General features: G+C 60.1%; 18 protein-coding genes. 14 read left to right on the top strand and 4 right to left on the bottom strand.

The genetic code is table 11. The features are described from left to right. The first annotated feature begins 51 nt into the window (after window positions 1-51). From HX818_RS28855 to HX818_RS28840, 6 genes are all read left to right on the top strand, one after another. Window positions 52-891: an AraC family transcriptional regulator gene (locus HX818_RS28855; RefSeq protein WP_177021202.1), complete on the top strand. Its 840-nt coding sequence runs from the start codon at window positions 52-54 to the stop codon at window positions 889-891. 125 nt (window positions 892-1,016) lie between these two features. Then, the gene (locus tag HX818_RS31350; protein ID WP_256344779.1) at window positions 1,017-1,817 is read left to right on the top strand and encodes a hypothetical protein; all 801 of its coding nucleotides are present in this window, start codon (window positions 1,017-1,019) and stop codon (window positions 1,815-1,817) included. Continuing rightward, window positions 1,795-2,724 carry a hypothetical protein gene (locus HX818_RS31345; protein ID WP_256346366.1) on the top strand — a complete coding sequence of 310 codons (930 nt, stop codon included), beginning with the start codon at window positions 1,795-1,797 and terminating at the stop codon, window positions 2,722-2,724. The genes HX818_RS31350 and HX818_RS31345 overlap by 23 nt, the downstream gene beginning before the upstream one ends. Before the next feature lie 42 nt (window positions 2,725-2,766). Next, window positions 2,767-5,214: a YncE family protein gene (locus HX818_RS31340; protein WP_256346365.1), complete on the top strand. Its 2,448-nt coding sequence runs from the start codon at window positions 2,767-2,769 to the stop codon at window positions 5,212-5,214. Between the two features lie 188 nt (window positions 5,215-5,402). Further along, window positions 5,403-6,002 carry a LysE family translocator gene (locus tag HX818_RS28845; protein ID WP_177021201.1) on the top strand — a complete coding sequence of 200 codons (600 nt, stop codon included), beginning with the start codon at window positions 5,403-5,405 and terminating at the stop codon, window positions 6,000-6,002. Between the two features lie 125 nt (window positions 6,003-6,127). Next, window positions 6,128-9,994 carry an Ig-like domain-containing protein gene (locus HX818_RS28840; protein WP_177021200.1) on the top strand — a complete coding sequence of 1,289 codons (3,867 nt, stop codon included), beginning with the start codon at window positions 6,128-6,130 and terminating at the stop codon, window positions 9,992-9,994. A 67-nt stretch (window positions 9,995-10,061) separates the two neighbouring features. Here HX818_RS28840 and HX818_RS28835 read toward each other — a convergent pair whose 3' ends face one another. From HX818_RS28835 to HX818_RS28825, 3 genes are all read right to left on the bottom strand, one after another. Next, a complete protein-coding gene (locus HX818_RS28835) occupies window positions 10,062-12,329 on the bottom strand; it encodes an autotransporter outer membrane beta-barrel domain-containing protein (protein WP_177021199.1) in 2,268 nt (755 codons plus the stop codon). Between the two features lie 232 nt (window positions 12,330-12,561). Continuing rightward, window positions 12,562-14,592, bottom strand: a complete 2,031-nt coding sequence (locus tag HX818_RS28830; protein ID WP_177021198.1) for a hypothetical protein — start codon at window positions 14,590-14,592, stop codon at window positions 12,562-12,564. Between the two features lie 144 nt (window positions 14,593-14,736). Next, window positions 14,737-16,725, bottom strand: coding sequence for a hypothetical protein (locus tag HX818_RS28825; RefSeq protein ID WP_177021197.1), 1,989 nt, complete (start codon window positions 16,723-16,725; stop codon window positions 14,737-14,739). A gap of 276 nt (window positions 16,726-17,001) precedes the next feature. Between HX818_RS28825 and HX818_RS28820 the strand changes: the two genes are divergently transcribed. The 5 genes from HX818_RS28820 (at window position 17,002) to HX818_RS28800 (ending at window position 22,196) form a co-directional block, all read left to right on the top strand. Next, the gene (locus HX818_RS28820; RefSeq protein WP_177021196.1) at window positions 17,002-18,060 is read left to right on the top strand and encodes a LacI family DNA-binding transcriptional regulator; all 1,059 of its coding nucleotides are present in this window, start codon (window positions 17,002-17,004) and stop codon (window positions 18,058-18,060) included. Between the two features lie 88 nt (window positions 18,061-18,148). Continuing rightward, complete coding sequence (locus HX818_RS28815) at window positions 18,149-18,931, top strand: sugar phosphate isomerase/epimerase (RefSeq protein ID WP_087694384.1); 783 nt, start codon at window positions 18,149-18,151, stop codon at window positions 18,929-18,931. Beyond that, window positions 18,924-19,868 (top strand): sugar kinase, encoded by a 945-nt coding sequence (locus HX818_RS28810; RefSeq protein ID WP_087694383.1) that lies wholly within the window; start codon window positions 18,924-18,926, stop codon window positions 19,866-19,868. Before HX818_RS28815 ends, HX818_RS28810 begins: the two co-directional genes overlap by 8 nt. Window positions 19,869-19,923: 55 nt before the next feature. Next, on the top strand, window positions 19,924-21,219 hold the full coding sequence (locus HX818_RS28805; protein ID WP_003214078.1) for an MFS transporter: 1,296 nt from the start codon (window positions 19,924-19,926) through the stop codon (window positions 21,217-21,219). After that, window positions 21,219-22,196 (top strand): D-glycerate dehydrogenase, encoded by a 978-nt coding sequence (locus tag HX818_RS28800; protein ID WP_177021195.1) that lies wholly within the window; start codon window positions 21,219-21,221, stop codon window positions 22,194-22,196. Before HX818_RS28805 ends, HX818_RS28800 begins: the two co-directional genes overlap by 1 nt. Before the next feature lie 133 nt (window positions 22,197-22,329). On the opposite strand, the gene HX818_RS28795 is transcribed toward HX818_RS28800, so the two are convergent. After that, a complete protein-coding gene (locus tag HX818_RS28795) occupies window positions 22,330-23,955 on the bottom strand; it encodes a methyl-accepting chemotaxis protein (RefSeq protein ID WP_177021194.1) in 1,626 nt (541 codons plus the stop codon). A gap of 235 nt (window positions 23,956-24,190) precedes the next feature. Between HX818_RS28795 and HX818_RS28790 the strand changes: the two genes are divergently transcribed. From HX818_RS28790 to HX818_RS28780, 3 genes are read left to right on the top strand one after another with little or no spacing between them, the layout of a single operon-like run. After that, on the top strand, window positions 24,191-25,618 hold the full coding sequence (locus HX818_RS28790; protein ID WP_008431217.1) for a nucleobase:cation symporter-2 family protein: 1,428 nt from the start codon (window positions 24,191-24,193) through the stop codon (window positions 25,616-25,618). Window positions 25,619-25,631: 13 nt separating this feature from the next. Continuing rightward, entirely contained in the window at window positions 25,632-26,090 is a 459-nt protein-coding gene (locus HX818_RS28785) for an LEA type 2 family protein (protein WP_177021193.1), read from the top strand. 4 nt (window positions 26,091-26,094) lie between these two features. Further along, entirely contained in the window at window positions 26,095-26,646 is a 552-nt protein-coding gene (locus HX818_RS28780) for a GNAT family N-acetyltransferase (RefSeq protein ID WP_177021192.1), read from the top strand. Window positions 26,647-26,798: the final 152 nt, after the last annotated feature.

The raw sequence follows: 26,798 nt of genomic DNA, 5'->3' as shown, positions 1-26,798 counted from the left end.
TGCAGGAGCGAGCTTGTTCGCTCTTGCAGTGTTTTACCCCATAGGTATTTTATGGCCGCCCACAACTGGATCGACCTGGCTCAGGACGCCGACACCGGCATCGAGACCCTGCGCGCGCATTTCGAGGGCCACGCCTACGACCCGCACTGGCACGACAGCTACCTGGTGGGCGTCACGGAACAAGGTGTGCAGCAGTTCAACTGCCGGCGCACCCGCCATAACAGCGTGCCCGGCCAGGTGTTCCTGGTGGAGCCCGGCGAGCTGCACGACGGCGACGCGCCCACGGCGGACGGTTTTACCTACCACATGCTTTACCTCGACCCGCAGTGGTTGGCGCGGGAAGTCAGCGCAGTGTTCGAAGAAGCGCCGCTCGACAGCCAGCTGGGGTTTGCCAGCACCCTGGCCAGCGACCCGCGCCTGGCCCTGGCCACCAGCCGGGCCTTCCAGACCTTGCACGGAGGTGAGCTGCGCATCGTGCGGCAACAGGCGATGGACCAACTGCTCGAACGCCTCACTGCGCAACTGCACTGGCGCACCCGCTACCATGAAGACCCTCGCCTGCCACGGGTGGCGCACAAGGCCCGGGAATACCTGCATGCGCACCTGCAGCAAGACGTGGGCATGGATGAACTGGCGCGGGCCTGCGGCGTCGATCGCTTTCGCCTTACCCGCGCCTTCAAGAGCGCCTTCGGCCTGCCGCCCCATGCCTACCTGGTGCAACTGCGCCTGGCCCGCGCCCGGCATTGGCTGGCCAACGGCAAGCAACCCGCCGACGTAGCGATTGCCCTGGGCTTTGCCGACCAGAGTCACCTGGGGCGCTGGTTCGTGAGGGCGTATGGCCTGACGCCGGCGGCGTATCGCAAGCGGTGTTCACGCGTTTTGCAGCGCTAGCTGCGCCACCACCACTCGTCGGCACTGTCAATTCTCACAGGTTCGCCACGCCCCCCGATAGGTGTTTGATCTCCTTGTCAGCAGTCGGCCACTCAGGGCCGCGCCTCATTCAAGGAAGCCTGTCCATGCCCAATTTTCCCATAGCCCCGGATAATGCGCCGCTGGGCGACAACAACCCGCCCGGCAACGCCCTCGTGCTGCATAACCCATCGTCAGGTCTGGCGTCGCGCCGCGTCGAAGACCTCGACCCGCCCAAGTCAGCCTATCCGTCGGTCCCGCTGGATGCCACGCTGTATCCTGAAAGAGGGGTCTACGGCCTGGGCATCCGCCACGTGCGCCCCTTTGCCCAGTGGACCTTCGAACGCTGGTTCAACTTCAATTACGACTTCTACGCCCTCTACCTCAACGACCTGGTCAATGCAGTCGCCGCCGATATTGCGCTTGAAGACCGGGACCGTTACGACTTGTTCGTCCCCGAAGAATTCATCCCCGAAGGCGACGTCCAGATATACGGCCGCGTAGTGCGGGCCGGCAGCGGCCAGGAGAGTACGTCGCCGCTGCAAACCATCCTGATCAAGACCACCCGCCCCGGTGGCCGCGATAACGACCCCGGCAGCAAATGGCACCCGGGCTTGGTGATGACGGTGGAAGGCCTGCCTGAGGGCTCCACCGTTAATATAGATAATGCCAACAGCGGGGTCTGGTGCCTGATCCAGCGCTATGAAAACCTGCGCCAGAATGACCAGATCGAGCTGTCGTGGGATGGGGTTTTAGTCACGCATATCGTCAGCCCGGCCGAAGTCGCGGGTTCAGGGCCGATTCGCGTCTTTGTCTCCAGGGACATCATTTTGCAGGGGGGGGCATTTCGGCAAGCTGACCCTGCGGTTTCGGGTCTCGGACGTGGTGCAAAACTTCTCCGGGGATAAATACCAGTATTCCAAACGCTACTTCCTGGACAGCGAGCTGGATCCGAACCTGCTTTCTGCACCGATCTTCCTGGTGGATGGCGAAGAGGCGACCCAGATCGACTTCGATACCCAGAGCGAGGCAACCTTCGAAGTGCTGGTGACGGTGCCTCGGCAAACCCCGGCGCCCCTGCCGCGGCACCAATTGGCGGTGACCTTGTTCGGTACCCTGGGCGACGGTTCGACCCAGGTGTTCCCCTTGGCCCCGGTGGTGGACAGAAACCTCAGCGTTGAATTTGTCACCGTCGACCGCGAGATTATCGAACAACTGGTGGGCGGGTCCTTCCGGGTCTCGTTCCAGTGGCTGAAAAACGACGGCCGCGTGGAGCAATCCGGCAGTACCTCCGTCAGCGTGGTGGGCACGCCGGTGGCGATGCCGGCAGTGACGGTCGCACCGATCGAGGTGGGGCTGATCGAGCCCGATCAGGACATCACCGTGCAGATCCCCTTCTACGAACCCCACAACCCGGACTGGCTGGAAACCCTGGTGATTGAACATATCCGTCCTGGCGGCGGCGGCGAAGACTACGTGGAAGAACAACTGGCGGGCGCCCAGGGCGGCACGCGCTACGTCAGCAAAGAGCACCTGAAACAGTTTGAAGGCGTGGGCGACATCGCATTTTATTACCTGGTCAACGATGGCGCCGGACACGTCCTGGACGGCAACGCATTGACCATTCGCAAGTCTCGCGAGCTGTTCGCCCGCGTGGGTGAGCGCATCGGCAACATGCCGACTGCACACCTGGAAGGCGCCCTGGGCAACAACATCGACCCCAGCCATGTGACCACGCCCACCTTGCTGCTGACCCTGCCCCTGACCTTGCCCGCCCCGCACGGGCAGACCGAAGAAGGTGACCTGATCCACTAGAACGCCATCGGCTCCGGCCTTGACGGCTCGGCCAGTGGCGTTGTGCGCATCAACGGCGGCACGGCAGGCAAGCCCCTGGTTTTCCCGGTGAGCCGGGCGATCCTCGACAACAACAATAATGGCAGCCTGCGCATTACCTATAGCCTCGAACGCAGCGGCCCGCCACGCCTGGTATTGCGCTCCGAGGTGCTCAACCTGACCGTGGGCCGCGGCGTGCAACTGGAGCGTCCGGTTATCGACGGCGCCACCCTGTTCCCCGACGCACTCAACCCCCTGGCCGCATTGAGCGGCGCCAAGGTCATCGTGAGATACCGGCCGATGCAGGCCACCGACCAGATCAAGGTCGACTGGTTGAGCCGCGACGGGCTGGGCAGTGCCACCGAGTACACCTTGGGCAACCCGTCCACCAACGAAGTATTCGTGACCATCCCGGCGCGCACCATCGCCAGGGGTATTCGCCCCGGTGGCAACCAGATCAGCGTGCAATACCACTTCAACCGTGGCGCCTTTCCGTACCCTTCGGACACTGTCGACCTGCACCTGCTTCCCCTCACCGGGCTGCCCACACCGACGATCGACGGCATTGGCGACAGCACCCTGCTCGACCTGTCGAAACTCAATGACCAGGCCCGCGCCCGTGTATCCGTCTGGCCGTTTATCGATGCCGGGCAGTTTATGTGGATGAGTTGGGAGGGCACGTTTGCCGACGGCAGCCCGTACCGCGAGGACACCTACACCGCCAACCTGGTCACCGAAAACGGTGCCGCCAACGGTATCTCGCCACCCGCGCCAGTGGACAAACTGCAGCGCTTGATGGATGGCTCGCACCTGACCATCCGCTTCTGGGTCAGCCTGGCAGAAAGCCCCGACAAAAACACCGCCGTGCTGTTTGGCGTGCGTGAACACCGTGTGCAAACCCTGCCCGCCGTGCTGCCGCACCCACGGTTCAACGACCAGCCCGGGGCAACGCTGACCATTCAGCCGCTGGACCACGTAGACAACGCCAGTGTCACGGTGGCGTATGGCGGCATGAATCCAAGCCATTCCATCCAGTTGCAATGGATTTTCCCGGATGGTGGTGTTGCGGATATTGGCGCCAAGGACGGCCTGGACGGCGGTCGTGTGGATTTCGTCATTACCAATGAAGTGCTGGCAGACAGCGTCGGCAAAACCATTGAGTTGCGCTATGTCGCCACCATCAATGGCAGCCCGGTGCCTTCAGAAACGCAGGTATTGACTGTGGCCAGGATCCCGGCGGGCAGACCGCCACAACCGCGAATCAATAACATGAACAGCGGCACAACCCTGGACCTCCAGGCGTTCACCGGGGATGCACACGCCTCTGTAGCCAAATGGGAATTGAGCAAGCAAGGTCAACGTGTATGGATCACGCTGGAGGCGGCAGGTGTAGAACCTTTGTCGGTGCTGAGGGCACACGCCATTACTGCTGCTCAAGCGGCCAACGGCATCACCAACCAAGCTGTCTCCCGCAGCTGGCTGGCAAGCCTGGGGAAAAACACTACGTTCACGGTGACCTGCAAAGTGACCTATGACGGCAGTGACGATGAGTCAAAAGCCATCCCGCTCCTGCAAAGTACCTATACCGTGACATGGCTAGCGGAGGTCACATTTATTCCTACCCTCCTTCACTCATCAAGGGGGATCGTCGTCAGCCCTGACGGGCGCCGCGTTTATGTCGCTGTTGGCGCGGGTGGTAGAACTGCGATTTACGTTATCGACACAGCAACGGACGCCATTATTCACTCGGCTTCGTATGACATTCAGTCCAGTGGGCACCTTGCAATTCACCCGGACGGATCAAGACTCTACCTGGACCTAATCTACATCGGTATAGCGGTAATCAGTACAACCTCCTTCGCCAGAGTTGCGACCTATGCCACCGGAAATGAACATATAGTGGACATGGCGATCAATACTGCAGGCACTCGGCTATATGTCACTGCGAGGAGCGGTGCTTATACTTACGACGCCGCCACCGGCAATCGGATAGCTCAAATAGCGGGTCAGTCTTACTTCATCGCCCGCTTACCTAATAATACGCGCGCCTATCTGACGACCTATGGCGGCGGCTTCAACCCGGTTGATACGACTGTTATCAATACTGCAAACAATAGTGTTGTGACTGTCATTCAGGGAACGCGCGGGCCGATGGCTTTAAGTACCAACACCCCTCGCCTCTATTTTGCGAGAGGTGATGGCTTGGGGATAATAAACACCAACACCAACAGCTTGGTGACCGTGATTGAGGCGGGATCGGGAACGTCGGTTGCAGTCAACCCGGTACTTCCTCATGCCTATACGGCAGGGTACAGGGCCTTCAACATATTTGACACAAATACGGACAGGCTTATAGCGACTGTACCCGTGGATATTGAGTTTGATTCTGCCGCTATTGCAGTACTACCAAACGGTTCAAAAGCTTATTTCACCAGCCGTGACTCGCAAGGACTCTACGTCATGCGTTATTAATTAACTAACCGAGGTATAACCGGGACAGGTGCATCTAAACCATGGACTTGTCCCTTTTTTTGTCCCCTATAGCTCTCCCGCCACTATCCCCTCCCCGTGTCCGCCCGCCCCTGCTCAAACCTTCCAGACACGCCACCACGCACCTGCAACCATCGACTCCATCGCCCCACTTACGGAGTCGCCCCACCATGTTCCCTACCCTGTTGCCCTTCCTGTTATTCGCTTTTGTAGCCTCCATCACCCCTGGCCCCACCAATATCCTGGTGCTGAGTAACAGCGCACGGTATGGCTTCAAAGCCGCACTGCCTATCGTGCTGGGCGCATGCGCGGGGGCGGCGGGGATTGTGCTGCTGGTAGGCTCCGGCGTTGGCCAGTCGCTGGCGCACTGGCCCCGGGTGCAGGCAGCGATGCAATGGCTGGGGGTCGCCTGGCTCAGTTACCTTTCCTGGCAGATCTTCAGCGCCCCCGCCGAGTCAATCGACCCGGCTGCCGTGCAAAAACCCTTGGGCCTGGCCGGCGCCGCCAGCCTGCAACTGGTCAACCCCAAGACCTGGATGATGGCCCTGGCGGTGGTGAGCGTGTTTGCCGGCAATGGCGATGAACGCCAGAGCCATGTGCTGTACCTGTCGCTGGCGTTCTTTGTGATCGCCTTGCCGTGCCTCGGCGCGTGGGCATTGCTGGGGGTTGGAAGCAGCCGGGTGTTTCGCTCGCCCAAGGCCATGCAACGGTTCAACCGCTGCATGGCGGTGTTGTTGCTGGTCTCAAGCTGGCTGAGCGTCTGGGTGTAGACACAACCGTTCGTCGGCACTGTCAGTTTTCACAGCTATCCGCTATCGGGGCTGCGGGTGTTTGATTTCCCTTGCCTATATGCACAGCCAGCGCTGTGCGTGACTTCCAGCAAGGAGTGGTCAGCATGCCCAACCAACCGATCGACCCCGATGACAATGCCTCGGTCATTGACGACCCAGGTGTACCTGTTTCCGACAGCCCCCTGGCCCTCCTTGAGCCCGCGCCCCTGCCGGTGATCACGGCTGAAGACCTGGCCCCACCCTATTCGGCGTTCCCGCCGGTCTCGCTTGACCGGTATCCCGATGAACCTTACGCCTATGGCCTGGGCATTCGGCATGTTCAGCCCTATGCGTATTTCGTCCTGGAAAAATGGCACACCTGGGCCATCTTCGACGCCTTTGAGTTGTACCTCAATAACGATCTTCAGGTATCTGGTGTCGTCGAGATGGACCAGGATCGTTATGGCATGTACGTCATCGCCGAACGCATGCCTGAAGGTGAAGTGCAAGTGCGCGCGCGGGTAGTGCGCGCAGGCAGCGGCCAGGAAAGCACCTCGCCGCCGCAAAGCATATTGATCAAGACCACCCGTCCCGGCGGGATTGAGAACAATGGTGACGACAAATGGCACAGTAAACTCAGCCTGAGTGTCGACGGTTTGCCCGAAAGCAGCACGATCAACATGGACACGATCAGTCGCGGGTTATACGCCGTGATTGCGCCCTATCCGAACGTGCGCAAGAACGACACCATTGAGTTCTATTGGGACGGAATTGAGATCAGGCACCTGGTCACGGCCGCCGAGGCTGGCGGTATCCAGCCGATCAGGGTATTTATCAGCAAGGAAAATATTCTCAAGGGCGGCCTCAACGGCGCACTCACCCTGCGCTTCAGGGTGTTCGATGTGGTTCAGAATTACTCAGGGGAAAAATACCAGTACTCCAAGCCGTATGGACTGGTCGCCGAACTGGACCCCAGCTTGATGAGCGCGCCGTTTTTCCTGGTGGATGACGCGGAAAGCCGGCAAATCGATTACGACACGCAAAGTAATTCACTGTTCGAAATCCTGTTGCAGACCCCACGGGTGACACCGGCCCCGCTGCCCCCAAATCAGGTCACGATTACCCTGACGGCCACGCTGGCGGACGGCACGATCGAAGAACTGGTGCTTGATCCTGTCGAAGTCAGGAACGGTCGGGAAGAGATCTTCCCGGTGGACCGCGATTTGATCGAGCGCGTCATCGGCGGCTCGTTCAGGGCTTCATTCGTCTGGCACACCGCCACCGGTGGCCACCTCGGGCAGTCTGGCAGTGTCACCGTGACGGTGGTGGGTACACCGACCTCGATGCCGGCAGTGACCGTGACCCCGAGCGAGTTGGGCCTGATCAACCCGGACGATGATGCCTTTATCAGCATCCCGTCCTACCAGCCCCACGCCTACGACTCGCTGGAAACCCTGGTCATCGAGCAAATTGTTCCAGGGGGCGGTGGAATTCGCTATTCCGACCCGCAACTGGCCGGAGACCAGGGCGGCACTCGCCGCGTGCCCAGTGAAGCGCTTCAACAATTCAAGGGGCTGGGTGACGTCGCAGTGTATTACCTTGTCGACGACGGCGCGGATGCCCAGTTGCATGCCTACGGTGCGCTGATTGAACGCAAATCACGGGTGCTGACAGTACGCATCGACGAACGCCTCGAAACCATGCCTGCCCCCACCCTGCAGGGCGCGATTGACGACAACGTTGACCCGGTTGACGTAGTGGGCGACAGCGTGCTGCTGACGCTACCCTATACGGCAACCAGGAGCCGCGACCATATCCAATGGAACATTGTGGGCACGGGCACAGGCGGTTCCGCCAGCGGTTCGGTGACGATCAACGGTGCGACACAGGGCCAGCCACTGGTACTGCAGGTCAGCCGTGCAGTGCTGGATAACAACTTCGATGGCCAACTGCGCATCACCTACAGCTTGGAACGCGAAACCCCGCTGCCGAAACTCACCTTGCGCTCGTTTACAACCCTCCTGACCGTGGGCCGTGGCGTGGAACTGGATGCGCCTGAAGTCGTGGAAGCCGAGCAGTACCCTGACCGGCTTGACCCGCTGGCGGCTCAATCGGGAGCAACGGTGCTGGTGAAATACCGGCGCATGCGCGAGAGCGAATCGTTTTCGGTGAAATGGGTGACGGCCGATCTGCTGGGCAGCACCGTCGAAACGGGTTGGGGCAACCCCGACACCAATGAAGTTAGCGTGCCGATAGAGGCCCGTACCATTGCCAAGGGCATTCGCAACGAGCGTAACCGCATCAGTGTGCAATACAGTTTTACCCGCAGCGGGTTTCCCCATGACTCGGATATTCTGAACCTGGACCTGCTGCCGTTGAGTGGGTTACCCACACCAACCATCGACGGGGTCGGCAACAGCGTGATCCTGCCGACGAACGAGCTCGTCGCTCAAGCCCGCATCCGTGTGGCGGCCTGGCCTTTGGCCTTTGAAGAGCAGTTCATGTGGCTGCAATACACGGGTACCAACACCGACGGCAGTGCGTTCAACCTGGACACTTTTATCGCCGCCCCCGTTGGAGAAAGCGCCACCCTGGGTGTCTCGCAACCCATACCGTTGGCGGAGCTGCAAGGCCTCAAAAATGAGTCGCACCTGACCATTCGCTTCTGGGTCAGCCTGGCCGAAAGCACTGATAAAAACACCGCAGTACTGTTTGGTGTGCGCGAGCATATTATCCAGTCGATCCCCGCCACGTTGCCGCGCCCGGCCTTTGCCAATCTGCAAGGCGCGACCTTGACCATCGACCCACAGGACTGGCAGAACAACGCCTATGTGGCGGTGGCCTATAACGAAATGACCGCGGCCCACCGCATCGCCCTCGAGTGGATTTACCCGAACGGCACCATGGCGACCATCCCGGCGCAGAACGGTAACACCAATAAGCGCGTCGACTTTCAGATCAGCCGGGACATCCTCGCCAACAGCGCGGGCAAATTGATTGAGCTCCGTTATATGGCGACGATAGGGACGACTACTGTCCCGTCAGAAACACAGAAGCTGACCGTCAACCGTGTTCCGTCCTCGGCGCTGCCTCGGCCGCTGATCAATGGCGTCCCTACAGGCGGTGAGTTGAACCTCAATAACTTCAGCACCAATGCCACCTTGAGTGTTGCCCCTTGGCCTTTGGCCGCAACGGGCCAGAAGGTCTGGGTGCAACTGACCAGGGCGGGCAGCGCGCCGTTGAATGTGCTGACAAACTACAGCCTGCTGGCGGGAGAAGTATCGACCGGCTTGGTGAACAAGGCGGTACTGCGCACATGGCTGGACGGGCTGCCTAACAACAGCATCATCACCGTAACGTGCAAGGTAACGTTTGATGGCAGCAGCGTTGAATCCACGGCCATTACGTTCCCCACTGCGACCTATACGGTAATCACTTCGCTGAGGATTGATCAGAGTCAAATGAACTTGAACGGTACAAGGGTGCTCACCAACTGGCCCGCAACCGGGAGGGATTGGGCGGGCAATACGCAGACACGAGTAGCCAGCGGAGGGGTTGGTTCTTATTCCTATGCCTCCAGCGCACCTACTATTGCTTCAGTACACTCAACCACGGGAAAAGTAACAGGCAATCGTAATGGTACGGCCACGATCACCGCGAGAGACAGAAATAATATTTCGCGGTCCTATACGGTCGTTGTCTCTAACATCTTCCAACTACAAGTCAATGAAACACACCAGTCTCCTACTGCTGCTATTAACTGGATGAACTCAATAGGAGGACGCCCACTTGTAATAGGCAACAGCGGAAATGGATCGATAATTTCCGCGTTAAGCTCTATATACAACCCTCCTCCAAGACTCAGAGAGTATGGACTTTGTTCATTCAATGGTGGTTGGTACAACTTCATAACGATAGGAACCGGACCGCTATACTGGGTGGCTGTGCGCGGGCATTACAACATGTCGGCGTGGTGTATGACTCCCTATTAAAAAATCAAGATACGTAACCCCACAAAAAAAGGAAGCCTCGGCTTCCTTTTTTCTTTACCCCTGTTTCCTAGAAGTCGTAACGCACTCCCACATTAACCCCCCACGGCTGATCCACCTTCTTGCCCTGGGCATGTTCAATATCAGCGTGCAGCTTGACGTTCTTCGACACCGACATCGCCACGCCCGCTGCCACTTCAATACGCGAACCGAACACATCGTTGTTGAAGCGCTGGTCGTTCACCTTGACCTTGTTGCTGTGGTTGAACTCATGGGCCAACGCTGTACGCAGGTAGGGCTGCAGCACCCCGCCGCTCTCCAGCTGGATATTCTTGCCACCTGTCACGCCGAGCTTGCCCACCACGGAGGCGGTGCGATCACCCTTGGCCTGCAGGCCATTGTCCAGCTCGTAACTTTGCGCCTGGATAATCGCTGTGCTCAGTTGCGAGTACGGTTCTACAAAGTAACCATCGTCGAGCTTGATATGCCGGCCGACTTCCGCCGATGCGCTCACGGCATTCTGCGTGTAGTTGCCCTTGGCACGCTTGCCGTCGCTCATGGTCACGTTGACCTCGTTGTGCAAGCGGTTGAGCTTGACCACGCCGTCGAAGTACAGCCCGCTCTCGTCGTCGATCCAGGTGGCATACCCCCCCAGGTAGTAGCTGTTGACCTTGCCGCTCCCGGAAGTGTTGGCGCTGATGTCGGACGTGCTGTGACCCGCCATGACACCGGCCATCCACTGGCCATCTCCGCCCGACAATGGCGCATCGGCCCCCAGGCTCAGGCCACGCTGGTTTTGCGTGTAGCCACCACCGTCCTTGTTCCCGGCTACCTCGTATTTGTTGCCGTAGCCACGCATCCAGAACCCGTTGCTCTGGCCGTCGCTGAAACGCAGTTCACCCATGCGGGTACGCAGCAGGGACATCTCGCCGTACAGCACGGTGGGGGCCGTGTTGAACAACGCCATTACGGTTTTGGTGCTGTTGCTGGTACCACGACGGTTAGGATCGAGGTACCAGTCGGTGTCTTCCTTCTTCAGCCCGTAGGAATAGGCGCCCACATCCACGGTGTCGCCGTCCAGCGAGAAGTGCGCATCGCCACCTTCGGTGTGCACCACACGAATCGGCAAGGCACTCGCCAACTCGGAGCCGGTCGCCGCCAACAGCAGGCTGTGGTTGCCCGTGGCAACCCCGTTGACGTTGAGCAAGTCGGTCTGGCCGGTGCTGAAGTCGGTGTGCATCACATAGCTGCCGTCACCCGACAGGCTGTTGACGTCCAACTGGAAGAACTCATCGGCGCCGCCAAAGTGCACGGTGCCGCCGCCCATGATCAAGTCGCCGACTGAACTGTCATCCACCAGCATCCAGTGGGACGCTGAATTGACGCTCAACTCGGCGACGTTCTGCAGTTTGCCGGTGAGCCAGGAGCCATTGTTGAGCTGCAACCTGGCGGTGCTGCCGTCTTCGACCACGACGTCGCCGACCAGGAAGCTGCGGTCGACGTTCATGTTGGCGGTGGCGCCGTTCATGACTTCCAGCAGCACACCGTTTGCGCCGGTCAGCGTGGAGCCATTGAGTACATGAATATCAGCAAGGGTGGATTCCCCGGGCCGGAACGAGCCGACCTGAATCGCCGAACCGGTCTTGCCCTCGACGCTCGAGCGGTCGAGGATCAGGCTGCTGGCCAAAGTCGGGTCGTTATCCACGCCCATCTTCACGCCAATGTCTCCACCAACGATGCTGGTATTGAACGCACGGGCCTGGCCATTGAACAGTTCGATACCCACGCCATCATCTGCGGTCGCCTCGACACGCGAATCGGTCAGGTCCAGCACACTGTGGGCACTGGCCGAGGCACCACGGGTGCTGCCGGTGATGTGACTGTTGACGACCATGACGCTGGAACCATTGGTGGCGCCCAGGGAACGGGCCGCTGCCAGCCCGGTTCCGTTGTTGTGGGTAATGTTGCTGTTGGTGATCAGCACGTTGCTGCCCGTGACATGAACCCCGGCCCTTGCCGAATCCCGCGCAACGACGTCCGAACCATCGATGCGGATGTCGGAGTTGATTGCGGCAATGTCCCGGGTGCTGCTGCCGGCATTGACAAGCAGGGTTGCGGAGTTGGCAGTGATTTGCAGGGTGGGCACTCCCAGAACCGTCAGGCGGGAACCTGCACGCAATTCAAAAGTGTCAGGGCGCGGGCCAGGCCCCGCCATTTCATCCGGGCCGGTCACGACACGCGCTTCGGACAGCTGCGCCATGAGCATCAGCAGTGTGACGGCCTTGGCCTTGAAGGCAAGGCTTAAGGGAGTTGGTTTGAAATTGAATGGAGCTGACATCTTTACGGACCTCTGGGTTGGCGTTCCTTTACGGAAAAAAACTGGCCGGTTCCGAAAAGCGTGTGGACCCTGCCAATCAAGCGGCGCCCAAGGTACCCAGAGCTGTTCCCAACATCTGTAGGACTAATCCCAAGGTGCTGTGCTGAAAGTGAATGCAGTTTGTAGTCGACCCAAGGGCAAAAATGCCAAAGAGGAGCAAGGCTCCTCTTTGGCAATAGGGCTCAAACAAGTATCAAGGAAGCGGGACGGCAGTACCGTCGCAGAAAAAGCCATTCGTTCCACCTATCCGAACCCCGCGAACAAGAGGATGCGCTTCATCGGAAGGTAATGGTCCTTCAGGCAGGTTGATGGTGTACCAGATCCGCGCGGAGCCCGCCAGCCTTGCACCCGAGTTGGGCTGGATGGGTTTGTAGATGGTCTCATAGGGCCCCAGGAGCAACTCGAACCCAGAATTGATCATGGCTTGCGTGAGCGGTATGGAGTCCACTCGACCCACTGCTGCCGGGACCGCTACCATTCCTGCATTGTCGCTGTAGCCCTGCCAGTGCAGCGTAACTACCATCCTCAGTTCAAAGTGCTCCGAAGACGGGATAAACACCACAACGTTTCCGGGAGGATTTTCAGGCCTGAACGTAGTGCAGTTGATCGCCCCTGCGTCCGACAGATGTCGTACCACCGGCGGGGCAAGCTCTTTGAAGTTGGCATTCACCGTCACCGTGGTTTCAGGGGAAAACTGGCGGTTGGTGCTGGCCCCTTGGGCAATGGTGTAGAACACCGTCTTGCGGCCATTGCCATGACGCTCAATGAAGCTCCACGGGATTGAGAGCGGAATCACCTGGCCAGCCGAGGCGCCGGTCACCGGTTGAGTAGCAACGAGTTCGCCCGAATAGTAAAGGCGGATCGTAAAGTCGCTGGCATCCGGTGTGGGTGCCGTACTCCATAACGTTACCCGAGCAATTGCAGGCCGGTTGGCGTGGTCGCGCTCCAGCTCGTCGTCGGGGCCCTCGGTACCGGTTGCGTCCACCCCCTTCACGACTACTGGCAGCAGGTCATCGTTGATCGGGTCCGGGCCAATGGGAGTGGGGCCGACAACAAACAGGTCCAGGTTGACGGTGGTGGTCGGTGTCGCCGGGTTGTTGACAGACCGCCGCCGCACCACATAGGAAACGGTCAACGGCAATAGCCCTCGAGTGGCGCCATACAGGATTTCCAGCACCCTGTACGGAACGTAAACCTCCGCCGGGAAACGGCTGTTGCCCAGTGGCTGGGCCTCCAAGTTAACGGTGGTGATGCTTGTCCTCAATGTGACGAGGAATTCATCTCCATCGACGCCGCGCAGAAAGTTCGTATATTCAGGAATACGCACGATCATGCCGCCGTCCAGCGCAACGTCCGCCCGATCAATCAATACATCGCCGGGGGGTGAGGTTCGGTCAACCAGGGGGGCCAGCAGGTTCTCGGGCGCTGGAAACAGGCCCACGTCCATCTCGTAGGCAGTCGAAAGCCGCGCCCAATTCCCTGCCGCGTCGAACAACTCATACCGCAAATTGCGCAGGCCATCCGGATTGGCGTCAACCACGGATAATGGCAATGGAAAGCTCAGGTCCGCAGGCAGATTCCAGCGTGGCGAAGGATCGGGCGGGTTGGGTGCATAGGGCGTATCGGAGCCATTATAGTAAAGATACGCCCAATCGCCCGCGGCCCGACCATGCGCCACATAATCCGGGATCGTAAACACTGCAGACTCATTGGGCTTGCTTTCAAAGTAGTCGCGGTCGGCAGGTGTCGGCAGGTCGGCAGGCGGAATCGGTGCCGGCGGTGCATCGGGGGAAATGGCATACGGTGGTGTCAGGTCAACGACAACGGTCTGCGGATCTGATTCGGAATAGTTGTCAACGCCACGTACGTTAATTCCGTACTTGATTTGGTACCGCCCCGCGGGCCGCCGACCTTGAGCAATGTTCACCACTGTCTCAGGCCCTGGGGCAACAACGGTGAAATTATAAATGGGCGCGCCCCACTCGGTGTCATCGAAATTTTTCCACCAAACAGTGACAAGATCGTCAAGAAACGGATGGGTATCGGCGTCAGGCCATAGTGGAATAGAGAAATTCAAATTCTCACGCAGGTTGTACTCCCGTGAAAGCAATCCAGGGTAGCCAGGCACCTCACCTTCAAGAAGACCATCAGGCAAGGCGTCAGTCGTATTGGCACTTCGATTCTTTGCATAGTTACGGATAAAGTCGATCGTGTCCTTTTTCATTACGTGTCTCCAGATATTAAGACGAATTACATCTCACCCACACTTCCCTACCATTGACGTAGCCGTTCGCGTCGCGAGACAAAGCGCTTGCACGCCTATCACACGCCGACTATTCCCTGCACAACAACAAATTCACCCAGTCCTTTAATCTTTGACCAACGTTGCCTTTCCATCACTAGTGCAACTAATGACATCCCCGGGTTTACAAAACCCACCCGTTGGAAAGGTCAGGTCGACACGGATATGTCCGCTCCCCTTGACGTCTGGCCGGGAGTCACCCACCTTGCCCAGGTTGCGCCACACTTCGAAACTGGCGACAGCTGAACCGTATTCGCGCATAGGCTCGAGGGTCCGGTCGAACGGTTCCACCACAACGTTAATACCGTTATCAATATGGGGTTGCAGCACCTGGATGGTTTCTTCGTATTCAGTGCCAGCAATAGGATCAACCCAGTTATTACGCGCATAGCCTTGCCAGTGAAAACGCACCTCGTCGTTAAGTTGCAGGCCGATATTGCCCGGAATCAACCAATGCACGCCATATAAAGGCGAAGGCGAAGAACAACAGGTCACATACTCGTTAGTCAGGGTGTGCTGAACTTGCGGAGGAGTAAAATCAATCAGCGCCGTCACATCGACATTCACAAAAGTTGGTGGCGACTGTTGTTCGTTGACCCCATTACTGGTGAGGTAATGGACCGGCAGACGTGGATTGACCGTCCCCTCGATCAGATTCCAGGGAATATCGGTAAACCACACCAACTGCCCTCCTACCTCCCCCAACTGCACCCGATGGCTGGCGACCGGGCCAACACCGTTCCAGAACAGACTGAGCAATTGACCCGCAACCGGATCTGCAAACAAAGGAACATATGCCTGGGCAGCCAGCCCACGATCCAGATGATTGAGCTGATTGGGAGTCCTGGAGCCGCGCCCTATCACCGTGACGCTGGCCAGGGTCGGGTTAAGCAATGCGGGCGCATTGGGATGGTCCTGGCCGGCAATCGTCAGGTCGACATTGAACCGTTCCGATAAGGAACGAAATGGAGGCAGGGCTCCGCGAATGATTTCGTAGCGCACCACCGCCGCTTCGGGAACCGGTACAGGCGCAGGCCCCCTGAGGGTCAGCCATGGAATTTCCACATCACAAGGGAAGCCCAGTACCGGCTGCGGGACTGTCGGACGGGCATTCCAATAGGCGATTACCTGGTCCCCCGGCGCCCAATCGTCGTAGGCGGGGTCAATGCGCATGAACACGCCACGACGTGCATCATCGCGCTTGATCAGGCCGTCGTCGTATGCCGGTGGCCGAATTTGCGGACGCGGCAAGTTGCTCGGCAACGGCGTCAGTGCCAGCTGAAACAGCAGTCCGGCACTCTGGCTGCTGAAATTGCCTGCCTCGTCAAAAATGCGGTAGAAAATATAGGCGTCACCGTTGTTCAACCTGCGAAAAATATCGGGGTCCACGTAAGCAACCAGCGGGTCTGAGGCTAACGCGATCACGTACTCGGCGTCCGCCGCGCTTAGCGGCGGGTTATCCCGGTTGGACAGGTAGAATTCAATCCGGTCCTTGTCCGAGCGCACGGTGTAAAACGGAATATTGAACGCCAGCGGCACGTTATCGAGCAGGTATTGCTCATCGACGTTCGGGGTCGGGGCAACTACAAAACCCACAGTATCCAGAGGGTTCAGTAACTCAGGCGAGTCCAGATCGATGGTGAGTGTTCTCCTGGGATTCAACACACCGACGCCGCCAAAGGAGTCCTCAACCGTGTAGTAGAGTTGCGCGGTGCCGGAGCCCTCATCAGTCAATCGTGACAGGGGCACCTCCAGTGAGATCACCGCAGGCAGAGGGGGTGGCGGGCCAAACACCTGCCGCGAATCAACCACCTCATCGACACCCGCCCACACCCAGTGGAGGCGCACGGTGTGCGGCTCATCCAGCGCCTCGGGGCGCGGGTTCCACATCGGGATGTTGACCTGCAGCGGGCCCTGCAGGCGCGAGCGCGGGATCAGGCCCCGGGGGTCACCACTGTCGACGCCGGGTATGTCCATCGGGTCCAGCAACACAGTGCCCCCGTCGTCTGCGCCCAAGGGTTTGATCAGGTAAGTGGATTCAGAGACGTCAGACATGGGTTTAATCCTCAACACGGTGGACAGTGGCCTGCCGGCAGGCGGCGTGTGTATACCAAGTGGCGTTGAGAGAATTAAGCGCCCGATTCCTTCGTCCGGATACTGTCAGAATTAACAGGTAGACCCCTCCATTCGTCGCTTTTGCTCGGCCTTGCTGCCTGGGCGGTTACTGAGCAGCGCTTGACGAAATTTCCTACTTGGTGTTTCCTGAAACCGGTTTCAGCGATTGGTTTCGCCTTGGAACCCAGATAAATCCAATAAGAAAGGCCCACCGCCGTGACTACTTTCTCCGCCGCCCAACGCAGCCGCGTGACCATGCTGGACGTCGCCGAGCGCGCCGGTGTGTCCAAGGCCAGCGTGTCGCGCTTTATCGGCGACGACCGTGCCCTGCTCTCCGATGCCATCGCCCTGCGCATCGAGCAGGCCATCGATGAGCTGGGCTATCGCCCCAACCAGATGGCCCGCGGCCTGAAACGCGGGCGCACCCGCCTGATCGGCATGCTGGTAGCCGATATCCGCAACCCCTATTCGATTGCCGTGATGCATGGCGTGGAAACCGCCTGCCGCCAGCACGGCTACAGCCTGGTGGTGTGCAACACCGACCGCGATGACGAGCAGGAGCGCCAGCACCTGGCGGCCCTGCGTGCCTACAATATCGAAGGGCTGATCGTGAATACCCTCGGCCATCACCTGGACCAATTGCTGGAACTGCAACGGGAAATGCCCCTGGTGCTGGTGGACCGCAAGGTCGAACCGCTGCACAGCGACCTGGTAGGGCTGGACAACCGGGTAGCGGTGCGCATGGCCGTGGAGCATCTGGAACAGCAAGGCTATCGCGACCTGCTGTTGGTGACTGAAGCCACCGACGGCACCAGCTCGCGGCTTGAGCGCCTGGACAGTTTCAAGGCGGAGATGACCAACCGTCCGACGTTGACCGGCGCCGTACTGGAGTTGGACGGCGAACTGGAACAGCGTCTGCAAAAGTTTCTAGGCAAATCCGGCCCCAAGGCGTTGTTCTGCGCCAACGGAATCGCGGCACTGGCGTGTACCCGTGCATTGAAAAATCTAGGCTGCGACCTGTTTGATGACGTGGGCCTGATCGCCCTGGATGACCTCGACTGGTACCCGCTGGTGGGGAACGGCATCACCGCCCTCGCCCAGCCCACCGAGGCCATTGGCGCCAGTGCGTTTGACTGTTTACTCAAGCGTTTGCGCGGCGATAGCCAGCCCCCACGCACCCTGGATTTCTTGCCACAACTGATTATCCGGGGCTCGACCCAATCCCTTGTGGGAGCTGGCTTGCCTGCGATAACGGTTTCTCCGGCGAAGCAGTAGGCGGCTGACCGCCGCCATCGCAGGCAAGCCAGCTCCCACACGTTTATTTTGCGAATAAAAATGAAACCGGTTTCAGAGGTCCACAACAATGCATAAATACCCCGTCTCCATCAGCCTTTCCAGTTACGGCGCTGACCTGGTCCGCCAGCAAGGCCAGTTGAGTTTCGTCGAGGTGCTGGCTGCCGCCGGCGCGCAACGCATCGAATGGCGCGAAGAGCTGCTGACCACCGAACAACCCCATGAGCTGGCGCAAGCTGCAGCCGATCAAGGCCTGGAGTGCGTGTTCTCATCGCCCCTGGAACTCTGGGTGGCCGGTCGCTCACAGCCCAATGCCGAACTGGCCGCCACCCTCGACCGCGCCCAGGCATTCGGCGCCCGCTGGCTGAAAGTCTCCCTGGGCTATTTCACCGACACCAACGACCTCGACAGCTTGAGCGCCCTGCTCAACCGGCATCCGGTCAAGCTGCTGGTGGAAAACGACCAGACCCTGCACGGCGGGCGCATCGAGCCGATGCAGCGCTTTTTCAACGAAATCGAGCGGTTGGCGGTGCCGGTGAAAATGACCTTCGATATCGGCAACTGGCAATGGCAGGACCAATCCGCGACCACCGCCGCGCGCCTGCTGGGCCGGCATGTGGACTACCTGCACTGCAAGGCCGTGGCCCGGCGCGCCGACGGCAAGCTGGTGGCCCTGCCGCCGGGCGCCGCCGACCTGCATCTGTGGGAACAACTGCTCAAGCACATGACTCAAGGTATTACCCGGGCCGTGGAATTTCCGCTGCAAGGCAATGACCTGGTGCAGGTCACCGCCCAACAGGTCGCCGCCCTCGCCGTCCTCGGCCAGCCCCGCGTGGAGAACGCACATGTCTGAGATCGATATCCTGTCGTTTGGTGAAACCATGGCGATGTTTGTCGCCGAACAGACCGGCGACCTGGCCCAGGTTGCCCAGTTTCACAAGCGCATTGCCGGCGCCGACAGCAACGTCGCCATCGGCCTGTCACGCCTGGGCTTCAACGTCGCATGGCTGAGCCGCGTGGGTGCCGATTCCCTCGGGCGCTTCGTGGTGGACACCTTGCAGAACGAAGGCCTGGACTGCACCCATGTGGCGGTGGACCCGCTGCACCCCACGGGCTTTCAACTCAAGTCCCGCGAGGAAGCCGGCGATGATCCGCAGGTGGAGTACTTCCGCCGTGGCTCGGCCGCCAGCCATCTGTCGGTCGAGGCGATCAAGCCTGAGCTGTTGCAAGCCCGGCACCTGCACGCCACCGGCATTCCGCCGGCGCTGTCGGATGCCACCCGCGACCTGTCGCGCCAGTTGATGACGCAAATGCGCGAGGCCGGGCGCAGCGTGTCCTTCGACCCGAACCTGCGCCCGTCCCTGTGGGCGAACGAGCAACGCATGATCAGCGAAATCAACGCCCTCGCCTGCCTGGCGGACTGGGTGTTGCCGGGCTTGAGCGAAGGCCGCTTGCTCACCGGTTTTGAAGACCCGGCCGACATCGCCGCGTTTTACCTGGACCAGGGCGTGGAAGCCGTGGCCATCAAGCTCGGGCCCCACGGCGCGTATTACCGCACCCAGTTGGACCAGGGGTTTGTCGCCGCCGTGCCAGTGGCCAAGGTGGTCGACACGGTCGGCGCCGGCGATGGATTTGCCGTGGGCATGATCAGCGCGCTCCTGGAAAACCTGAGCTTCAGCGAAGCCGTGCAGCGCGGCAACTGGATCGGCAGCCGCGCGGTGCAGAGCCGTGGCGACATGGAAGGCTTGCCGTTCAGGACCGATCTGCCCCACACCCAGAAAGCCGGTTAATCAGCATCACCGAGTTACCTGTTGCCACAACTACAACAAGCTCAGGAGCAACCTTATGGAACCGTTGAAACTCGCCACCCGCCGTTGGTGGTACATCATGCCCATCGTGTTTATCACCTACAGCCTGGCGTACCTGGACCGCGCCAACTACGGCTTTGCCGCCGCCTCCGGGATGGCCGAAGACCTGATGATCACCCCGGGCATGTCGTCATTGCTCGGCGCGCTGTTCTTCCTCGGCTACTTTTTCTTCCAGGTGCCCGGTGCGATCTACGCGCAGAAACGCAGCGTGAAGAAGCTGATTTTCGTCAGCCTGATCCTGTGGGGCGGCCTGGCCACCCTGACCGGCATGGTGTCCAACGCCTACATGCTGATCGTGATCCGCTTCATGCTCGGGGTGGTCGAAGCCGCCGTGATGCCGGCGATGCTGGTGTACCTGTGTCACTGGTTCACCCGCGCGGAACGCTCGCGGGCCAACACCTTCCTGATCCTCGGCAACCCGGTGACCATGATGTGGATGTCGGTGGTCTCGGGCTACCTGGTGCAGCATTTCAGCTGGCGCTGGATGTTTATCATCGAAGGTTTGCCGGCGGTGCTGTGGGCGTTTATCTGGTGGAAGCTGGCGGATGAAAAACCCGCAGACGCCAAATGGCTGAGCGCCCAGCATAAAAAAGACCTGGAAACCGCCCTCGCCGAAGAACAAGTGGGCATCAAGGCGGTAAAGAACTACGCCGAGGCCTTTCGCTCACCCAAGGTGATCATCCTGGCGCTGCAGTTTTTCTGCTGGAGCATTGGCGTGTATGGCTTCGTGCTGTGGCTGCCGTCGATCCTCAAGGCCGGCCTGAAAATGGACATGGTCGAGGCCGGCTGGCTCTCGGCGCTGCCGTACCTGGCGGCGGTGATCGGCATGCTGGCGGTGTCCTGGGGCTCGGACAAACTGCAAAAACGTAAACGTTTTGTGTGGCCACCGTTGCTGATCGCCTCCATCGCGTTTTATGCGTCCTACGTGCTCGGCGCCGAACACTTCTGGTGGTCGTACACCCTGCTGGTGATCGCCGGGGCCTGTATGTACGCGCCTTACGGGCCGTTTTTCGCAATCGTCCCGGAAATCCTCCCGGCCAACGTCGCCGGCGGCGCCATGGCGCTGATCAACAGCATGGGCGCCCTCGGTTCGTTCGGCGGTTCGTATCTGGTGGGCTACCTCAACAGCAGCACCGGATCGCCCGGCGCCTCGTACTTGCTGATGAGCGGTGCGCTGCTGGTGTCGGTGGTGTTGACGATCTTTCTCAAGCCCGGCGCCAGTGACCGCGAACGCGCCCCGCTACAATCCCTTGAATTGAAGGTAAAGACCTGATGAAAAAGTCTGTCGTGCTCTACAAGAAACTCTCTGCACCGCTGATGGCCCGCCTGCATGAACAGGCCGAGGTCACGCTTATTGAATCGCTGGATGAAAGCGGCCTGGCCAAACTGCGTGAAGCCTTGCCGACGGCCCAGGGGTTGCTGGGTGCCAGCCTGCGCCTGGATGCCAAACTGCTGGATCTGGCGCCAAACCTTGAGGCCGTGGCCAGCGTGTCGGTCGGTGTCGACAACTACGACATTGACTACCTGACCGCGCGCGGCATCCTGCTCAGCAATACCCCCGACGTGCTGACCGAAACCACCGCCGATACCGGCTTCGCCCTGATCCTGGCGACCGCCCGGCGAGTGGTGGAGCTGTCCAATATGGTGCGTGCCGGCAACTGGAACCAGAACATCGGCCCGCTGCATTTCGGCAGCGACGTGCATGGCAAGACCCTGGGCATTATCGGCATGGGCCGGATTGGTGAAGCCTTGGCCCAGCGTGGGCACTTCGGGTTCGGCATGCCGGTGATCTACCACAGCCACTCGCCAAAACCTGCAGTGGAGGCGCGGTTTGACGCGCAATACCGCAGCCTGCCGGACCTGCTCCGGGAAGCCGATTTTGTGTGCCTGACCTTGCCGCTGACGGCTGAAACCGAAGGTTTGATCGGTGCTGAAGAGTTCGCGTTGATGGGCCCGGAGACGATCTTTATCAACATCTCCCGAGGCAAGGTGGTGGACGAGGCGGCACTGATCGAGGCGTTGCAACAGCGCACGATTCGTGCGGCGGGGCTGGATGTGTTTGTGCGCGAGCCGCTGCAGCATGATTCGCCGTTGTTGCGCTTGAGCAATGTGGTGGCGACGCCGCATATCGGTTCAGCGACTCATGAGACGCGGGAGGCGATGGCCAAGTGTGCGGTGGACAATCTGCTGGCGGCGCTGGCGGGTGAGAAGCCGAAGAACCTGGTGAACCCAGCCGCCTGGAAACACTGATTCCTGAAACACCACAGCACCCAATGTGGGAGCGGGCTTGCTCGCGAAGGCGGTGTGTCAGCCACCGAATGCATCAACTGACACACCGCTTTCGCGAGCAAGCCCGCTCCCACATTTTTGATCGTATTTCAGGTCAGATGACGAAGCGCGCCACCATCCCGTTCAAATCCACTGCCAGGCGCGACAGTTCGTGACTGGCGGCTGAGGTCTGATTGGCGCCCGCCGCCGACTGCGTCGCCAGGTCGCGGATGTTCACCAGGTTGCGATCCACTTCGCGGGACACCTGAGCCTGTTCTTCCGACGCACTGGCGATCACCAGGTTGCGCTCGTTGATCAGGCTGATGGACTGGGTGATCTGCTCCAGGGCCACACCGGCAGCCCGCGCCATTTCCAGGGTGCTTTGGGTGCGCTGGTTGCTCTGCTGCATGGACTGCACCGCTTCACCCGTACCGCTCTGGATGCCGGCGACCATTTTCTCGATTTCCTGGGTCGACTGCGCCGTGCGATGGGCCAGGGCCCGCACTTCGTCCGCCACCACCGCAAAACCACGCCCGGCTTCACCGGCACGCGCCGCTTCAATCGCCGCGTTGAGTGCCAGCAGGTTGGTCTGCTCGGCAATCGCGCGAATCACGTCCAGCACCTTGCCAATGTCACGGCCCTGGGTGGCCAGGCCTTCGATCAGCACCGAGGTGTTTTGCACGTCCTGGGTCATGGTCTGGATCGCGCCGACGGTTTCCACCACTCGGTCGCGCCCTTCCCGCGCAGCCTGGTTGGACTGGCTGGACGCCTCGGAGGTGGACACCGCGTTGCGTGCCACTTCTTCTACGGCGGCCGTCATTTCGTTGACCGCGGTGGCGGCCTGGTCGATTTCGTTGTTTTGCTGTTGCAGGCCTTTGGAGGCTTCTTCGGTGACGGCGCTGAGCTCTTCAGCGGCGGAGGCCAACTGCGTGGCTGAGCCGGCGATGTGCTGGATGGTCTGGCGCAGGTTGTTCTGCATCGCGGCCAAGGCGCCGATCAGGCGGGCCGGTTCGTCCTTGCCGTCGTCTTCGATCGCTTTGCTCAGGTTACCGCCAGCGATGGTTTCAGCAACCTCCAGCGCTTTGCGCAAGGGCGTCACGATACTGCGCGTCAGCAGCCAGGCCAGCAGTACGGTCATCAACGCAGCAATCACGGAGACTGCGATGATGCCAGTGATTGCATCCTGATAACTTTGCCCGGCCTCGGTGTCGGCCTGCTTCGCGTCAGCAGCGTTGATGGCGATCAGTTTATTCAACTGCTCGCCCATCTGGTCGGTGCCATCCTTGATGCGGCTGTTGATCAGGGCGCGCATCTCTTCCACTTTGTTCTGCTGCGAAAGGCTCACCATCTCGGCCTGAGCCTTGAGGTAATTGTCGAGCGTGAGGGCAAACGTCTTGTACAGCGCCGCCTCTTCATCCCCCGCCGGCATGGTGGCATAAGCCGCCTGGGCGGTCTTGACCTTGCCTTCCAGCACGCCCATGCGGGTCTGGGCTTCCTGCAAGGCCGCCGGTTCACGGTTCACTAACACGCGAAACGACAGAATCCGCAGGCGCAGGACGTTTTCGGTCATGGTCGCCAGATACCCGACGCTGGGCAGTTGGTTGGAGCCCATGTCGACCGATGCCTGACGAATCAGAGTCATGCGGTTCGCCGCAAACACCCCAAGAATAACGACAAGCAACGCGATGAAGGCGAAACCGAGAAAAGCTCGAGGTGCGATATTCAGGTTACGAAGGGACATAGGGGGCGCTCTTAGAAGTAGTGGCTGCGAGCATCCCTGCCGCGACACGGTCAGTGGGCGTCAACGCGCCGCTCTGACCGGCTGGCGCCACTGTTGTAATAGGTATGTGGGCCTATAAACGGTATCGGCCGGCTTGAGGATTTAATGGGGGATGTTTCGAAATTTTTTTTCACACTTCTGACAACTGGCACTTTCTGGCATCCTGCGCCTCCTTTTTCCTACCCTGGCCCGTATTTTGTCTGACACTCAAACCCCTCGCCCCCGTTATAAATCCGACCTGATCTACGGCCTCGACGACCGTCCGCACTTCAGCGCGGCGATATTTGCCGCCCTGCAGCACGTGCTGGCCAGCTTTGTCGGGATCATCACCCCGACGCTGATCGTCGGCGGCGTGCTGGGCCTGGAAAGCGAAGTGCCGTACCTGGTCAGCATGGCGTTGTTTGTGTCCGGGCTCGGCACCTTTGTGCAGGCCCGCAAGTTCGGCCCGGTGGGTTCGGGCCTGCTGTGCCTGCAAGGCACCAGTTTTTCGTTTATCAGCGTGATCCTCAGTGCCGGCTTCATGGTCAAGGCCCGGGGCGGCGGCACCGATGAGATCCTGTCGACGATCTTCGGCATCTGCTTCTTCGCGGCGTTTATCGAAGTGGTGCTCAGCCAGTTCATCGGCAAGCTGCGCAAGCTGATCACCCCGGTGGTCACCGGCACCATCATTACCTTGATGGGTTTGTCGCTGATCAAGGTGGCCGTCACCGACATGGCCGGCGGTTATGGCGCCAGCGACCTGGGCGCCGCCGGCAACATGGGCCTGGCGGCCCTGGTGTTGCTGACCATCGTGGTGCTCAACCGCTTCAACAACCCGTTCCTGCGCCTGGGTTCGATCGTGATCGGCCTGACCCTGGGTTTTGTGGTGGCCTGGTGGATGGGCCGCGTCGACCTGGGCGCCCTGCCCCAGTTGCCACTGATCAGCGTACCGGTGCCGTTCAAGTACGGTTTTTCGTTCGACTGGGTGGCGTTTATCCCGGTAGCGGTGATCTTCCTGATTTCGCCCCTGGAAGCCGCCGGTGACCTGACCGCCAACTCGATGATCTCGCAACAGCCGGTCAAGGGCCCGCTGTACATCAAGCGCATCAAGTCCGGCCTGCTGGCCGACGGCCTCAACTCGGTGATGGCGGCCACCTTCAACAGCTTGCCGATGGTGACCTTCGCCCAGAACAACGGGGTGATCCAGTTGACCGGCGTGGCCAGCCGTTATGTGGCGTACTTCATTGCCGGGCTGCTGGTGCTGCTGGGGCTGTTCCCGATGATCGGCGCGGTGTTGCAACTGATGCCCAAGCCGGTACTCGGTGGCGCCACGTTGATCATGTTCGGCACCGTGGCCGTGGCCGGGATCAAGATCCTCGCCGAAGCCGGGCTGCACCGGCGCAATGTGCTGATCGTGGCGATCTCCCTGGGCATGGGCCTGGGTGTGGCGGCAGTGCCGGAAGTACTGCGCGAGCTGCCCAAGGCACTGCACAACATCTTCGAGTCGCCGATCACCGTGGGGGCGTTCTGCGCTATCGTGCTGAACATCTTCCTGCCTGAGGAGTTCATAGAACTGGAAGAAGATGAATTTGATCCGGAAGCCTCCACCCTCAAAGTGATGCAGGACCCGGACGTCACGAAATAGGAGAACCCGTTTTATGCGCAAGCTCATGGTTTTGTCACTGCTGCTCACCCTGAGCGCGTGCGCGCTGTTTCCCAACCGCGACCCGGTGAACATCAACGTGGTGGGCATCGAGCCGCTGCAGAGCCAGGACCTGGAAGTGCGTTTCGCGGTGAAGCTGCGGATACAAAATCCGAATGAAACCGCGATCGACTACAGCGGCGTGGCCCTGGACCTGGAGGTCAATGGCCGGCCGCTGGCGTCCGGGGTGAGTGACCAGGGTGGCTCGATCCCACGCTTTTCGGAGACGGTGCTGACGGTGCCGGTGAGCGTTTCGGCGTTTTCCGTGTTGCGCCAGACCCTTGGCTTGAGCCAGACCCAGAGTTTGAATAACCTGCCGTACGTGTTGCGCGGGAAACTCGCAGGTGGCCTGTTCGGCACCATGCGTTTTGTGGATCGCGGGACCCTGGACTTTCCCAACACTGCCACTTGGTAACGACATGGATGCGCAACCTACGCTGTATACCGAACGGCTGATCCTGCGGCCGTTGACGCTGGAGGATGCCGAGGGTGTCCAGCAGCAATTTCCGCACTGGGAAGTGGTGCGTTACCTGAATGCCCTGGTGCCCTGGCCGTACCCGGCGGATGGTGCGCGCAGCTATCTGGAGCATGTTGCATTGCCGGCGATGGCTCGGGGTGAGGAGTGGCATTGGTCGATCCGCCTGAAAAGCGCGCCTGGGGTGTTGATTGGTAATGTCAGCCTGATGGATGAGGTGGACAACAACCGCGGCTTTTGGCTGGCGCCGCAGTGGCAGGGCCAGGGGTTGATGGCCGAGGCCAGTGCGGCGGTGACCGAGTATTGGTTCCAGGTGCTGGGGCGACCGGTCATGCGGGTGCCCAAGGCGGCGCCGAACGTGGCCTCCCGGAGGATTTCCGAGCGTACGGGAATGCGGTTGGTCAGGACCGATGAGGGGCAGTTTGTCGCTGGGAGTTTGCCCAAGGATATCTGGGAGATTACCCGGGAGGAATGGCTGGGGAGTCGGCGGGGCTGAGGTGGGTTTTGGGTGTATATCCGTTATTTGGGTAACGGCTGATATGGGTTCCGCTCTTACAGCGGCTCACTTTTGAAGAGCGCAAAAGTAAGCAAAACGCTCTTGCCCCACCACTCGGCACCTCGCTAATGCTCGGTGTGCCCTCACTCCGG

The organism is Pseudomonas sp. F9001 (assembly GCF_013385435.1).
Taxonomy (GTDB): domain Bacteria; phylum Pseudomonadota; class Gammaproteobacteria; order Pseudomonadales; family Pseudomonadaceae; genus Aquipseudomonas.
Note: the sequence above shows the minus strand (reverse complement) of the source record. Positions and strands in the feature narration are given on the sequence as shown.

What these genes read in the sequence shown, in the direction of transcription:
- HX818_RS28855 (WP_177021202.1), top strand. Translation starts at nt 52, where the DNA reads ATGGCCGCCCACAACTGGATCGACCTGGCTCAGGACGCCGACACCGGC.
- HX818_RS31350 (WP_256344779.1), top strand. Translation starts at nt 1,017, where the DNA reads ATGCCCAATTTTCCCATAGCCCCGGATAATGCGCCGCTGGGCGACAAC.
- HX818_RS28845 (WP_177021201.1), top strand. Translation starts at nt 5,403, where the DNA reads ATGTTCCCTACCCTGTTGCCCTTCCTGTTATTCGCTTTTGTAGCCTCC.
- HX818_RS28840 (WP_177021200.1), top strand. Translation starts at nt 6,128, where the DNA reads ATGCCCAACCAACCGATCGACCCCGATGACAATGCCTCGGTCATTGAC.
- HX818_RS28835 (WP_177021199.1), bottom strand. Translation starts at nt 12,329, where the DNA reads ATGTCAGCTCCATTCAATTTCAAACCAACTCCCTTAAGCCTTGCCTTC.
- HX818_RS28830 (WP_177021198.1), bottom strand. Translation starts at nt 14,592, where the DNA reads ATGAAAAAGGACACGATCGACTTTATCCGTAACTATGCAAAGAATCGA.
- HX818_RS28825 (WP_177021197.1), bottom strand. Translation starts at nt 16,725, where the DNA reads ATGTCTGACGTCTCTGAATCCACTTACCTGATCAAACCCTTGGGCGCA.
- HX818_RS28815 (WP_087694384.1), top strand. Translation starts at nt 18,149, where the DNA reads ATGCATAAATACCCCGTCTCCATCAGCCTTTCCAGTTACGGCGCTGAC.
- HX818_RS28810 (WP_087694383.1), top strand. Translation starts at nt 18,924, where the DNA reads ATGTCTGAGATCGATATCCTGTCGTTTGGTGAAACCATGGCGATGTTT.
- HX818_RS28805 (WP_003214078.1), top strand. Translation starts at nt 19,924, where the DNA reads ATGGAACCGTTGAAACTCGCCACCCGCCGTTGGTGGTACATCATGCCC.
- HX818_RS28800 (WP_177021195.1), top strand. Translation starts at nt 21,219, where the DNA reads ATGAAAAAGTCTGTCGTGCTCTACAAGAAACTCTCTGCACCGCTGATG.
- HX818_RS28795 (WP_177021194.1), bottom strand. Translation starts at nt 23,955, where the DNA reads ATGTCCCTTCGTAACCTGAATATCGCACCTCGAGCTTTTCTCGGTTTC.
- HX818_RS28785 (WP_177021193.1), top strand. Translation starts at nt 25,632, where the DNA reads ATGCGCAAGCTCATGGTTTTGTCACTGCTGCTCACCCTGAGCGCGTGC.
- HX818_RS28780 (WP_177021192.1), top strand. Translation starts at nt 26,095, where the DNA reads ATGGATGCGCAACCTACGCTGTATACCGAACGGCTGATCCTGCGGCCG.